Here is a 13,887-nt window from a genome sequence, read left to right on the forward strand (position 1 = left end):
CCCTCCTCTTTGGAGGGGTTCGGGTGGAGGAGGCTGGGAGGGCTGATCTCGGTGAGACTTCCCCACCCCAACCCCTCCCCTGAAGGGGAGGGGATTATCTTGCGCTCTACCCTTCCAGCATCGCGGTGATACGGTCGGTGATGAGGTCCATCGCGAAGGGCTTCGTGACCAGCGCCATATTGGGATCGAGCGGGCCGCTGCCGATTACCGCATTTTCCGCATAGCCGGTGATGAACAGCACCTTCAGCGCCGGCAGCAGCGCCATCGCGGCGTCGGCGACCTGACGGCCGTTCATCTGGCCGGGCAGGCCGACGTCGGTGACGAGCAGGTCGACATGGGCGCCAGTGGCGAGCAGGCGGAGCGCGGCGGCGCCGTCGCCGGCCTCCAGCACGGTGTGGCCGAGTTCTTCCAGTATCTCGACGACGAGCATGCGGATCGTCGGTTCGTCGTCGACGACCATGACGGTGTGGCGGCCCTCACCCGGTATCGCGACCGCCGCGGGCATGGGTGCGCGCTCCTCCACCGTGTCGCCGTAATGACGCGGCAGGTAGATGCACATGGTCGTCCCCTGCCCCAGTTCCGAATAGATGCGGACCTGCCCGCCCGACTGGCGCGCGAAGCCGTAGATCATCGACAGGCCGAGCCCCGTCCCCTCGCCCATCGGCTTGGTGGTGTAGAAGGGGTCGAAGGCGCGCGCCTGAACCTCGGGAGTCATACCGGTGCCGGTGTCGGTGACGCAGACCGACAGATACTGGCCCGGTTCGAGGTCGCGCTCCTTCGCGGTGCGCTGATCGAGCCAGCGGTTCGCGGTTTCGATCGTGATGCTGCCGCCGTCGGGCATCGCGTCGCGCGCGTTGATGCACAGGTTGAGCAACGCGTTTTCGAGCTGGTTGGGATCGACCATCGCCGGCCATAGCCCGCCGGCGCCGACCACCTCGATGGTGATGCCGGGGCCGACGGTGCGCTGGATGAGGTCGCGCAGGCTGTCGATCAGCCGGTTGATGTCGGTCGGCTTGGGATCGAGCGTCTGGCGGCGGGAAAAGGCGAGCAGGCGGTGGGTCAGCGCCGCCGCGCGCCGGGCGGCGCCGTGCGCGGCATTGGCGTAGCGTTCGAGCTCGCCGATCCGGCCCTGACTGATGCGGACCTGCATCATCTCGATCGCGCCGGAGATGCCGGTGAGCATGTTGTTGAAATCGTGTGCCAGCCCGCCGGTGAGCTGGCCCACCGCCTCCATCTTTTGCGCCTGACGCAAATGCGCTTCGGCGACCATCAGTTCGCGGGTGCGCGCCTCGACCTGCTGTTCGAGGCTGGCGGTAAGCGCGGCGAGTTCCTGTTCGACCCGGCGTCGTTCGACGGCGTCGCGGACGCGTTCGGCGATGTCGCGGACGAAGGCGACCTCTTCGGGCAGCCACGGCCGGGGCACGGCGTTGTTGAGGTAGAGCAAAGCGACGAAGCCGCCCTGTTCGGTGACGGGCATGTTGATGAAGGAGAGTGCGGCGAGCCCTTTCAGCCCCTCTGCCGTATCGCGCGTGCGCGGGTCGTTATAGGCGTTGTCGATCGCCACCGTCTCGCCACGCTTCAGGTCCTCGATATACGAACCGTAATCGCGGAAGTGGAGGACGGAGGGCAGCGGTTCGATGCCGGGCGCGCACCACGGGCTTTCGGTGACGATCGTCTCCGCCTCGCGATCGATCGTGCCGTAGCCGCAGCGGCTGACGTCGAGCATGCGGCCGAGGATTTCGACCGCGGCATGCGCGATGTGGGCCGGATCGCCGGGTTCGCGAAGGGCGTCGTTGAGCTGGACCAGCGCCTGCAGCCGCAGTTCGGCGGATTTGCGCGCGTCGATGTCGAAGCTGATACCGGGGAAGCGGATCGCGTGACCGTTCGCGTCGAACTGCGCACGGCCGCGGGCCGCAACCCAGCGGGCGCGGCCGTCGGGCTGGCACAGGCGATAGTCGCTTTCGAAGGGCCGTCCGCTCGCGAGCGCTTCGGCGATTTCCGCGCGCACGCGCGGCGCGTCGTGAGGATGCATCGCAGCAAAGAAGCTGTCAAGTGCCGCACCCTCTCGCGCCGCCGCCGGATCGACGCCATAGAGGCGCGCGAACGCGGGATTGGCGGTGACGCGATCGGCGACCACGTCCCAGTCCCAGCTGCCGACGCTGATCGCACCGGCGGTTTGCAGGTCTTCGTCTGCCATTGGCGGCAACAGTCTCTCGTGTCGGGATCAGGAGGGATCGGTGGTCCGGGTGCGGGCTTCGCCGGCCGGTTCTTCCCCGGCAAGGCCGGTGTCGATCGGCGCGTTGGGCGCAGTGCCGTGCGGCACGGCGCCGGTGCTGGCGGAACGCGGGCCCAGGCCGCCGCCGCCCGGCTGCGTGTCCAGTGCCTCGTCGTTCAGGACGCCGGCCGCGGTGTCGGGGTCGCGGGGGGTCGGTCGATCGGGTGCGTTGTTCGGCTGTTCGGTCGGCATGGAGCTTCTCCTATGTTGGTCCGCCAACGATCCGGACAGCGGAGCGATCCTGCCCTTCCGACGAAGCGAGTGTCAGCGGCGCATGGCGTCGACATCCGTGCGCGACCAGCCGCCGCCCATCGCCTGATACAGCGCGACATAGGCGTTGAGCCGGTCGGCGCGCGCCTGCACCAGCGCGAGTTCGGCGGTCAGCAGGCCGCGCTGGGCGTCGAGCTGTTCGATGTACGAGGTGTAGCCGGCGCGATAGCGGTTGCTGGCGTTGCGGAGTGCGCCGGCGAGGGCGTCGACCTGAAGCCCGAGTGCGGTCGCCTGTTCGCCCGAACGGCGGACGCCGTCGAGCGCGTTGTCGACCTCCTGGAACGCGACGAGCGCGGTGCGGCGGTAGGCGAACGCGGCCTGATCGCGGCGGGCGGTGGCGACATCAGTCTGGGCGCGCAGGCGGCCACCGTCGAAGATCGGCGAGAGGATGCTGGCGCCGACCGAGAAGACGCCGATCGGGTTGGACAGCGCGGTCGAGAGGGCGACGCCGGCCGATCCGGTAAGCGCGAGGTTGGGCAGCATCGCCGCGCGCGCGCTGTCGAGCGTGCGGTCGGCGGCGACGAGACTCTGTTCGGCCTGGAAGATGTCGGGGCGGCGGCGGAGCAGGTCGGCGGGCAGGCCCTCGGGGATCGCGGGCGCGAGCAGGCGGTCGAGCGGCGCACCGCGTGGGATCGGGCCGGGACTGGTGCCGAGCAGCAGGCTGAGCGCATTCTCCTGCCGGCTGATCGCGAGCTGTGCGGCGGGGACGAGTTGCTGGGTGGCGCGATATTCCGCCTCCGCCTGCCGCAGTTCGAGGTTTGAGGTGTAGCCGGCCTCGGCGCGGCGACGGGCGATGCGGAGCGCTTCGGTGCGGGCGGCGAGCGTTTCCTGTGCGACCGACAAACGCAGGTCGAGCGCGCGCAGGGTGACGTAGCCGGAGGCGACGCCGCTGGCGATCGCGAGGCGGACGGTGTCGCGGGCGCCTTCGCTGGCGAGAAGCTGTGCCTGCGCGGCGCGGGTCGCCTGACGGAGGCGGCCGAACAGGTCGAGGTCGTAGCTCGCGGTGATCGCCGGCTGCGCGCCGGTCGCGTCGCTGGGGGTGCCGAGCGGACTGACCGTCTGGCCGGTGGTGGTCGGCAGGGTGCCGCCGAGCGTCGGCGTCTGCTGAGCGCGGGCGAGGCGGGCGGCGACGCGGGCCTCGTCGATGCGGGATGCGGCGGCGGCGAGGTCGACGTTGTCGGCGAGCGCCCGGTCGATCAGGCGGGTGAGGACGGGATCGCCGAACGCGCTCCACCAGTCGGCGCGGATCGGCTGGCCGTTGCCGAGGATGGTGCGCCATTGTGGTGGCGGGATGACGGCGCTGGCGGCGGGGGGCGCCGGGCGGGGTCCGATGCAGCCGGTGAGCGCGGTGCACAGGAGGATAGTGCCAGCAACGGTGCGGAGCGGCGAGCTGCTGAAGTCCTCCCCCGCAAGGCGGAGGTGGCGCGGCCGAGCCGTGGCAGAGTGGGAGGTGAGCGGCGAAGTTCGTTGCTTGCGGAAGCGCCCCCTGCACCATTCGGCTGCGCCGAACGGTCCCCCTCCCCCGCTAAAGCGAGGGAGGACTGAGAGGGGGGGGCCGGGTCGTCCCAATTCCTCCCCCGCAAGGGGGAGGTGGCGCGGCGGAGCCGTGACGGAGGGGGAGGTGAGCGACGGAGTTCGTTGCTTGTGGAAGCGCGCCCTCCACCATTCGGCTGCGCCGAACGGTCCTCCTCCCCCGCTGAAGCGAGGGAGGAATGAGAAGCGGGTTCCGGGGCGTCCCAATTCCTCCCCCGCGAGGGGGAGGTGGCGCCGCGTAGCGGTGACGGAGGGGGAGGTAGGCGACGCATCTGGTCGCTTGCGGAAACGTCCCCTCCACCAGCTTCGCTGGTCCCCCTCCCCCGCTGCGCGAGGAAGGAATACGAAAAACAGCCGCATCACTGCACCACCGGGCCGTCGCTGGTGTCCACCCTCGCCTGCACAGACATGCCGGGGCGGAGGCGCTGGATCAGGGCCTGGCCGGGGTCGATGCGGATGCGGACCGCTATGCGCTGCGGGACCTTGGTGAAGTTGCCGGTGGCGTTGTCGGCCTTCAGTACCGCGAACTCCGATCCGGCGGCGGGTGAGATGCGCTCGATGCGGCCGCGGAGCGTCGCGTTGGCGAGGCCATCGACGGTGAAGCTGGCGGGTTGGCCGACCGTCATGCGCGCGGTCTGGGCTTCCTTGAAATTGGCGATGACCCAGGTTTCGGGGGGAACGAGGAACATCAATTGCGAGCCGGCGGTGACGTACTGGCCGACGCGGACGCCGACTTCGCTGAGGCGGCCGCTTTCGGGTGCGCGGATGACGGTGTTGGCGAGGTCGATCTGAGCGAGGCGGCGCGCGGCTTCGGCACCAGAGACGCCGGCACGCTGACCGCCACGGCCGACCTGTACGGTGCGGATATCCTGTTGCGCGATCTGGCGGGCGGCGTTCGCCTGCTGCACCGCGGCCTGCGCCTGACGGAGCGCGGCGAGCGTCTGGTCGCGCTCGCGCTGGCTGACCGAGCCGTCGGTGACGAGGTCGTTGACGCGGTTCATGTCGGCCTGCGCGCGCATCAGCTGCGCCTCGGCGTTGGCGACGGCGGCGGTCTGCGCGGCGAGGCTGGCGGTGCGGCTGCGTTCGGATTGCTGCGCGTTGGCGAGCGTCGCCTGCTGCGCGTCGACCTGCGCGGTCGCCTGATCGACGCGCTGGCGGTAGATGCGGTCGTCGATCTGGACGAGCGGCTGGCCTGCCGTCACGTCGGCGAAATCGCGGACGTAGACCTGCGTGACGTAGCCGGACACCTGCGGCGCGATCACCGTGGTACGGCCGCGGACATAGGCGTTGTCGGTCGATTGATAGGCGTTGGCGAAGGGCGGCAGACGCCACGCCGCGAGCACCGCGAGCACGCCGCCGATCGCCAGCGCGACGATGACGAACAGCGCGGTGCGGCTGGGCGGCTGCGGTCGCCAGCCGGAACCCGCGGGGGCGCTGGGCGGGGTGACGGGCGCGGCGGCTTGCGCTTCTTCGGTGGCGGGCGTCGGATCGACGGGGCTGCGGGTGTCGGTCATGCTGGGGTCCCGGCGAGGGCGGCGCGACGTTCCCGGCGCGCACGGCGGATCATGAGGAAGACGAGATAGCAGAAGGTCAGCGCGGCGAGGACGGCGACCAGCCGGAACACGTCGTCGTAGGCGAGGACGTTGGCTTCGCGGGTGGCGGTCTGCGACAGGATCGCGCCGCCCTCCGCGCTGCGCAGCGCCGGATCGCCGACGACGCGCGACACCGCCGCGCCGCCGGCTTGCAGGCGTTGCGCGACGATCGGGTCGGTGGGGTCGATCGCCTGCACCAGCGCGGCGCTGTTCGCCTTCTCGCGGATCACCTGATAGCTGCCGAGCAGGGCGGTGCCGGCGAGGCCGCCGATCGAATTGATCATGCCGAACAGCGCGATGAAGCTGATGATGTGGCCGGAGCCTTGCTGGAGCGCCCTCGTCATACCGAATAGCAATGCCGGGCCGAGGAAATAGGTTGCGGCGAAGGCGATCATCGCCTGCGTGACGTAGAGCTGCGGCGCGCGGGTGAGGCTGGTCGACTGGCTGTCGACGAAGGCCGCGATGGCGACCAGGCCGATCGCGAGCATGATCGGGTGGGTCAGGCGGGTGACGTCGAGCGTGACCGCACTGAGCACGACGCCGGCCACCGAGGCGAGGAAGATGATCGTAAAGAACGGCACCAGCTGGTCGTTGTTCTGGCCCAGCACGGTGAGCAGGCCGACGGCGGCATAAGTCTGTTCGGACAGGACGATGCGCGCCATGATCGTGACGATCGTGAAGCGGACGATGTCGGCGCTGCCCAGCCAGCGGGTGTTGAGCAGCGGATTGACGCGGTGATGCTCGATATACAGCGCCGCGCCGAGCATCGGGATCGCGGCGATCAGCGCCCAGCCGATCCAGGCGACGTTGGTCCACCAGACGATGCGGCCGAGGCCGAGCACGGCGGCGAACAGCGCCATCGATCCGGCGAACAGGACGAAGGTGACAAAGTCGAGCCGCTCGAACGCCTTGGCCCGCGTCGTCGGCGGCAGGCGGAGGAAGGCGACGGCGGCGAGGCTGAGCAGTGCCAGCCCCAGTTCGAACAGGTACAGCGTCCGCCATTGCGACATCGCGAGCAGGTCGGGTGAGAACAGCCGGGCGAGCGGGGTCGCGCATTGCGGGATGCCGATGCCGACGACCACCGCCTTCAGCCGCCATTTCAGCGGTAGCGCCTGCATCATGTAATAGAGGCACAGGCTGCTGACCGCCGCCCCCGCCATGCCGCTGGCGGCGCGGACGAGGATGGCGGTGTCAAAACCGCGCACGAACAGGTGGCCGAAGGTCAGCGCGGCATAAATGCTGAGGAAGATCATCGCGAAGGGCCTGAGGCCGTATTGCGCGCGAAACTTGATGAGCAGCAGGTTGATGCTGACATTGGTCATCACATAGACCGTCGGCAGCCACGCGATCTCGGCCGGGTCGAGGCCCAGCGCGCCTTGCAGCGTATAGGTGTTCGCCGAGATCAGCGCGTTGCCGAAGCCGCCGGTCAGGCCGAGCAGCACCGCGATCACGCCATAGGCGATACGGTGGCGCGTCTGATGCTCCACCGACCCCGGCGAACCGGGGATCGCCGGGATCTCGTGGGGCAGGAAGTCCCAATGTTCTTCGGAGAGGAAACGGCGCAGCCGGGCGAGCATGGCTGTCCTATAAGCCCAAATATCGCGGCCGGTCAGCCGCCTATGATGGTTTCGTAGAGCGCGATGTAGCGATCGGCCATGCGTTCGACGCTGAAGCGTTCGGCGACGGCGGCGCGACAGGCGGCGCGGTCGATCTCCGGCAGGCGGGCGACGGCGGCAATGGCTTCGTCGACGCTGTTCACCAGGAAGCCGGTGACGCTGTGCTCGATCAATTCGGGCATCGAGCCGCGGTCGATCGCGATCACCGGCGTGCCGCAGGCCATCGCCTCGATGACGGACAGGCCGAAAGGTTCGTCGAAGTTGATGAGGTGGAGGAGCGCCGCGGCGCTGCCGAGGGCGCGGGTGCGGTCCTCGCCGCCGACCGCGCCGGGATGGGTGATGCGGTCGTTCAGCGCCGGAACGACGCTGCGCTCGTAATAGCCCTGATCCTGCACGATGCCGTACATGGCGAGGCTACGGCCGGTGGCGTTGGCGACGGTTATGGCTTCCGCGGCACCCTTGTCGGGGTGCATGCGGCCGAAGAAGAGGAGGTTTTCGCTGCCGGTGGCGTCGAAGGGGAAATCGTCGAGGACGATGCCGTGGTGGATGGTCGCGGCGTAGTTCAGCTTCGGCGAGCGGTCGGCATCGCTGATCGCGACGTAATGCACGCGGTCCTGATAGGGCTGGTACATCGGCAGGATGCGGTCGGACGAGAAGCCGTGGATGGTGGTGACCATCGGCGTATCGACGAGGTGTGAAAAGGCGTGGGCGGGGAAATCGGCCTGGTTGTGGATCAGATCGAATTCTCCGGCGCGTTCGAAGACATGGGCGAGGTGGCGGAATTCCCAGACCTTGGCGTCGATGCTGGGGTCTTCCGAATACGGCGCGGGGACGACGCCGGCGAGCGTGCCGGCGGTCTGGCTGTCCTGTGTGGCGAACAGGGTGACGTCGACGCCGCGCCGCACCAGCGCCTCGGTCAGCAGGCTGGTGACGAGTTCCCACGGGCCGTAGTGGCGCGGCGGGGTGCGCCACGAAATGGGGGCGAGCATCGCGATCTTCATGGGCGTGGGCTTAGCGGGTTGCGAGCAGGATGACAGCCGCGTTCGGCGCGAGCGTGTTGGGATCGGCCGCCGGGGCGGCGGTGAGGAGGATGGCGCCGGGCGGCAGGGCGAAGCGCTGCGGCGTATCGCCGAGGTTGAGCGCGATCACGATACGTTCGTCGTCGTGCCGGCGTTCGTAGGCGAGGACATCGCCCTCCGCCTCGATCAGCCGGAAGTCGCCGACCGCGAGCGCGGCGTGCTTGCGGCGGAGGGCGAGCAGGTCGCGGTGGAGCGCGAGCATCGATCCGGGGTCGGCCGCCTGCGCGGCGACGTTGCGGGTCGGCCAGTCGGGGTTGAGCGGCAGCCACGGTTCGGCGGTGGAGAAGCCGGCGTTGTCGCTGGCGTTCCAGGGCATCGGCGTGCGGACCGGGTCTCGACCAAGGCCGAGGCCGGGTTCGCGCAGTTCGCGGGGGTCCTGCACCTTGTCCGGCGGGATCGCTACGTCGGTCAGGGCGAGTTCGTCGCCGTAGTAGATCGTCGGCGTGCCGCGGAGGGTGAGCAGCAGGACGGCGGCGACGCGCGCCTGCGCTTCGCCGACGCGGGTGGCGATGCGGGGGCGGTCGTGATTGCCGAGGACCCAGTTGGGCCAGCCGCCGGGGGGCAGTGCGGCTTCGTAATCGGCGATCAGTTGCGCGAGTTGGCGGGCGTGCCACGGCGCGTCGATCAGCTGGAAATTGAAGGGCAGATGCACTTCGGGGGCGTCGAGGCCGTAATACTGCATCAGGCGTTCGACGGGCAGGTAGATTTCGCCGATTAGGACGCGGTCGCCGTCGTAACCATCGGCGATGGCACGCATCTCGGCGGCGATGGCGTGGACTTCGGGCTGGTCGGTCGAGTGGAGCTGGAGGACGCTGTGCATTGCGCCCATGTCCGGCAGATAGGCCGGGTTGGCCGGATTGTCGGGGAAGTCGGCGTGCTTGACCATGTGCCAGAGCACGTCGATGCGGAAGCCGTCGACGCCGCGGTCGAACCAGAAGCGGAGCGCGTCCATCATCGCGTGCCGCAGGTCCGGGTTGCGCCAGTTGAGGTCGGCCTGTTCCTTCAGGAAGGCGTGGTAGTAATATTGGTCGGTGGTGGCGTCGTATTCCCAGGCCGAGCCGCCGAAGTCGCTGATCCAGTTGTTGGGCGGGCTGCCTGCGGGTGAGGGATCGCGCCAGATGTACCAGTCGCGTTTCGGGTTGTCGCGCGATGAGCGGCTTTCCTGAAACCACCGGTGGTCGGTGGAGCTGTGGTTGGGGACGAAATCGAGCAGCAGCTTGAGGCCGCGGGCGTGGGCGGCGGCGAGCAGGTCGTCGAAGTCCGCGAGCGTGCCGAAGCGCGGATCGATGCCGCAATAATCGGCGACGTCATAGCCGAAGTCGCGCATCGGAGAGGGGAAGATCGGCGATATCCAGACCGCGTCGACGCCCAATGCCACCAGATGGTCGAGCCGTGCCTCGATCCCCTTGAGATCGCCGACACCATCGCCGTCGCTGTCCTGAAACGAGCGGGGATAGATCTGGTAGATCGTGCCCGGCTTCCACCATTCGGTCATGCGAACAGGCCCTTGGACAGGCGGGTCATGCGGCAGGCGAGATCGGCTTCGCCGCTGGCGACCAGGTAATCGTCGCCGGTGTCGACCAGCCCGGTCGAGAAGACCACCGGCGTCGGCAGGTACATCTGATGCGCGATCGGGGCGGTGAGCGCGGGGTTCGCCTCCATCAGCGGCACGTCGTCCTCGATGCGCAGGATGTGCGACGGATCGTCGCGGTCGAGCAGCGCCCAGAAGCTGCGGTAGATGCCGACGCTCTCGCGCGCCTCTACCCCGTGATAGATCATCAGCCAGCCGTCGCGGGTCAGAATCGGCTGGGTGCCGCCGCCGATCTTCATCGCCGATCGCGACGCCTTCCGCGCGCGCAGGCCGGGGGTGTCGAGCGGCTTCCAGTGGAGCGCGTCGGGGCTTTGCGCGAAGTTGATCGAGGGTCCGCCGACATAGGGGCTGTCGGGGGGATAGGCGAAATACACTTCGCCGAGCGGGCGGGTGAGCGCCATGAATTTGTCGGCCACCATGCCTTCGAACAGGATCATGTCCTTGTTCTGATGATCGAGGATAATCCCCTCCAGCCGGTAGTGCAGGCCGTCGCGCGAGGTGTGGAGCGTGGTGCAATGGCGTTCGGCGCCGACCGAGCAGGTCGTCATGTACCAGGTGTCGCCGATGCGGGTGATGCGGGCATCCTCGACGCCGTAATCCTGATAGGCGGCGGCGGGTTCGATCGCGGCGTCATAGTGGACCGCGACGATCGTCTCGCCGGCGGGGTCGAGTTCGACCGGGAGCAGCCAGGACAGCGAGGTCAGCGCGAGGATGCGGTGGCGGCTGCCCTTCAGCTCGAACTGGCGGGGGTCGGTCATGTCGACGCTGGCCAGCGGCCATGCGTCGAGGACGTAGCCCGCGGGGGTCCAGCGGATCGCGTGGACGTGGCCGTCGCGGACCGGCTCGGACAGCGCCTCCGCGATGCGAACCATCAGCAGGAGGTTGCCGTTCGGCAGGCGGGTGAAGCCGGGATTGAAAGCGCCAAGGACGTAGGTTGGCTCGGATATGCCGCGGCGGAGCGGCGAGCGGGTCAGGTCGACGTGGTCGGGGGTGAAGATCAGCGCGTCTTGCATGAGGGGCCTAGCGCTGCGGGGCGGTGGTGGTTCCCGACTTTTCGTTTGGTGAGAGGGCGTCTGTGCTGCCGACGACGGAGGGGAGGTGAGCGACCTTCGTCATTATGCAGTTTAATGCTTACCTCCCCCTCCGTCACCGCTGCGCGGCGCCACCTCCCCCCTGGCGGGGGAGGAATGTTGGCGCTTGATGTGGTTCGGTGAAATTCCAGCGCCGATCGACGCTGTGCGCCGTCTTTCCGATCCTCACCCGCGAGGGGAGATAAGACCATTCCTCTCAAATGGTGACGGGGGAGGAAGCGGCGACCGGCGTCAGGCCGTTCGCCGCCAACGTTCCCCACTGTCACCGCTACGCGGCGGCACTGGCGATCAGAATGCGGCGGTCAGGGTCGCCAGCACGGTGGCATCCGCAATCGATCCGACGCCGTCCTGGCCCTTGCTGAAGCTTGGCTGGAGATAGGCGGCTTCGCGCTTGCTGATGTCGGTGTCGACATACGCGACGCCGACCGTCAGCGGCGTCCCGGCGATCGTATAATCGGCGCCGATCAGCCAGTCGGCATATTCGCCGGTCGGTGCGACGCTGGTCGCGAACGGGCCCAGGCCGTCGTTGCCCTTCGAATAGCCGAGGTGCCCCTTCACGGTCAGCCCGGTGTTCGGCACGGCGGTGCTGATGTCGCCCCAGACGTAAAGGTTGTCGTTCTTGTCGCCCGGATCGGTGTAGACGCCGTTCGCGGCGGCCGTGCCGTTGCGGTACCATGCGCCGAGTGCTTCCTGCTTGGGAGCATAGGCGACGCCCGCGGTCAGGCTGGCCGGGCCGAGCGTGCCCGACAGCTTGGCATAGGGTTCGATGAAATCGGTGTTATCGAAGCCGCCCGGATACATATACCAGGTCGCGCCGACATCCAGCGTACCGCCGCCGACCGGCAGTTTGTAGCCGGCGATCAGGTCGAGTTCCATATTCGCGCCGCCGAAGGTACCCCAGCCGGCGAGGTTGGAACCCCAGGTGCCGACGTAGAAACCGCTTTCGTGCGCGATGGTGAAGCCGCCCTGCACGGCAAGTTGCTCGTCGCTCTGCGATACGCCGCGAAAGCGATAGTCGGAAACCAGGCCGACACTGCCGGTGACGGTGACCGGCTTGGGCGGTGCGGTCTCCTGCGCGGCGGCAGGGAGGGCGACGAAGGCTGCGAGCGATGCCGCGGCCAGGCTGAGATACTTCATGGGACCCCTTTCAAACGGTGGAGGGTCCCTCCTGCGTCCGGGCCGCCGGCGCGCTCACTCCCGAAGGAGGGGCACCGATCATTCCCGAACGCCTATTCGCTATCGCAGCATAATCGTCGGTTCAATGCCTTTTTGTCCGAATGCGCGCCGCGCGCACGATCAGTGCGCAAGTGCGGCAGTCTTGCCACGGGCGCCGAACAGCTCGACCGAATCGCCGGCGGCCCGACGACGCTGGAACCAGTCCTTGATCAGTTCCGCACAGGTGTGATCGACGGTGGACAGGTTGGTGACGTCGAGGCGGACCGGCTGGCCGGCGGGCGCGCGCTCCAGCGTGTCCGACAGCTTGGGCAGCGACACGAACGTTGCAGAGCCGGACAGGTTGATGGCATGCGCGCCGCCCTCCTGCCCTTCGGAAACGTTGAGGCCGAGGCGCTTGAGGTGCGGCACCAGTTCCAGCATCGACAGGCCGATGCCGACGAGCACGCCGGTCAACAGATCCTCGGCGACGACGGTGACGAGCGTCGCGAGCCAGATGAACGCGGGCAGCGGACCGTAGTGCGACAGCAGGTGACGTGCATGGCTGAGGCTGACGAGGCGCCAGCCGGTGACGACCAGGATCGCACCCAGTGCCGCCATCGGGATTTCACGCAGCACCCACGGCAGCAAGGCGACGAAGCCAAGGATCCAGATACCGTGGAAGATGGTCGACAGGCGCGTGGTGGCACCAGCCTGCACGTTGGCGGACGAACGGACGATCACGCCCGTCATCGGCAGCGCGCCGGCGAGGCCGCAAAGGAAATTGCCGATCCCCTGGGCCCGCAATTCCTTGTTGTAGTTGGTGCGAACGCCGTCGTGCATGCGATCGACCGCGGCGGCGGACAGCAATGTCTCGGCACTCGCGATGAAGGCGATGGCGAGCGCGGCGGTGATGATCGACGGGTTCATCCACTTGGCGAACAATTCGGTACCGGGCAGCGTGATCGCCGACGCGATCGACTGCGGCACGTTGACGCGCGACACGTCGAGACCGAACGCCATCGCCGCGAACGTGCCGGCGAGCACGCCGACAAGCGCACCGGGGACCAGCTTCAGCGACGCGGGCCGCAGCTTTTCCCAGCCGAGCATCGCGATGATCGTCAGCATACCGATACCGAAGGCCAGTTCCGCCGCTTCGATCGTGTCGACCGACAGGCCGAGGATGCGGCCGGGTGCCGCCGCCAGATTCTGGAGGCCGCTGGGCAACGGCTTGGCGTCGAACAGGACGTGGAACTGGCCGACGACGATCAGCACGCCGATGCCGGCAAGCATGCCGTGGACGACCGCCGGGCTGATCGCACGGAACCAGCCGCCGAGGCGGGCGATGCCGGCGACGACCTGGATCAGGCCCGCGAGGATCAGGATCGGACCAAGGGCCGAGAGCCCCTGGTCGCGGACGAGTTCGAACACGACCACGGCGAGGCCGGCGGCCGGGCCGCTGACCTGCAACGGCGAACCGGCGAGGCTGCCGACGACGATACCGCCGATGATACCGGTGATCAGGCCCTTTTCGGCCGGGACTCCGGAGGCGACGGCGATGCCCATGCACAACGGCATGGCGACGAGGAACACGACGATCGACGCGGTGAGATCACGCGTAATGACCGGCATCGATGGCAGTTTGAGAGCGCCGAGCATGATGGTTACTCCACCCCGCGCGCGATGGC

10 protein-coding genes are annotated in these 13,887 nt (G+C 68.4%); all 10 read right to left on the reverse strand.

The window, feature by feature from the left end:
• Positions 1-106: 106 nt before the first annotated feature.
• The 10 genes from NF699_08975 to NF699_09020 all read right to left on the reverse strand — a co-directional run bounded on the left by NF699_08975 (position 107) and on the right by NF699_09020 (position 13,858).
• Complete coding sequence (locus NF699_08975; GenBank protein ID USU06771.1) at positions 107-2,197, reverse strand: PAS domain-containing protein; 2,091 nt, start codon at positions 2,195-2,197, stop codon at positions 107-109.
• 27 nt (positions 2,198-2,224) lie between these two features.
• Complete coding sequence (locus tag NF699_08980; GenBank protein ID USU06772.1) at positions 2,225-2,467, reverse strand: hypothetical protein; 243 nt, start codon at positions 2,465-2,467, stop codon at positions 2,225-2,227.
• Positions 2,468-2,539: 72 nt separating this feature from the next.
• Complete coding sequence (locus NF699_08985; protein USU07041.1) at positions 2,540-3,907, reverse strand: efflux transporter outer membrane subunit; 1,368 nt, start codon at positions 3,905-3,907, stop codon at positions 2,540-2,542.
• A 530-nt stretch (positions 3,908-4,437) separates the two neighbouring features.
• Positions 4,438-5,592: an HlyD family secretion protein gene (locus NF699_08990; GenBank protein ID USU06773.1), complete on the reverse strand. Its 1,155-nt coding sequence runs from the start codon at positions 5,590-5,592 to the stop codon at positions 4,438-4,440.
• Positions 5,589-7,247 (reverse strand): MFS transporter, encoded by a 1,659-nt coding sequence (locus NF699_08995; GenBank protein USU06774.1) that lies wholly within the window; start codon positions 7,245-7,247, stop codon positions 5,589-5,591. Before NF699_08995 ends, NF699_08990 begins: the two co-directional genes overlap by 4 nt.
• A 32-nt stretch (positions 7,248-7,279) precedes the next feature.
• A complete protein-coding gene (locus NF699_09000) occupies positions 7,280-8,287 on the reverse strand; it encodes a glycosyltransferase family 4 protein (protein USU06775.1) in 1,008 nt (335 codons plus the stop codon).
• Positions 8,288-8,297: 10 nt separating this feature from the next.
• Complete coding sequence (locus tag NF699_09005) at positions 8,298-9,860, reverse strand: alpha-amylase family glycosyl hydrolase (GenBank protein USU06776.1); 1,563 nt, start codon at positions 9,858-9,860, stop codon at positions 8,298-8,300.
• Positions 9,857-10,969 (reverse strand): glycosidase, encoded by a 1,113-nt coding sequence (locus NF699_09010; GenBank protein USU06777.1) that lies wholly within the window; start codon positions 10,967-10,969, stop codon positions 9,857-9,859. The genes NF699_09005 and NF699_09010 overlap by 4 nt, the downstream gene beginning before the upstream one ends.
• Positions 10,970-11,335: 366 nt before the next feature.
• Positions 11,336-12,184, reverse strand: a complete 849-nt coding sequence (locus tag NF699_09015; protein ID USU06778.1) for a TorF family putative porin — start codon at positions 12,182-12,184, stop codon at positions 11,336-11,338.
• Positions 12,185-12,343: 159 nt separating this feature from the next.
• The gene (locus NF699_09020) at positions 12,344-13,858 is read right to left on the reverse strand and encodes a SulP family inorganic anion transporter (protein ID USU06779.1); all 1,515 of its coding nucleotides are present in this window, start codon (positions 13,856-13,858) and stop codon (positions 12,344-12,346) included.
• Positions 13,859-13,887 lie beyond the last annotated feature (29 nt).

The organism is Sphingomonadaceae bacterium OTU29LAMAA1 (genome assembly GCA_024072375.1).
Lineage (GTDB): Bacteria > Pseudomonadota > Alphaproteobacteria > Sphingomonadales > Sphingomonadaceae > Sphingomonas.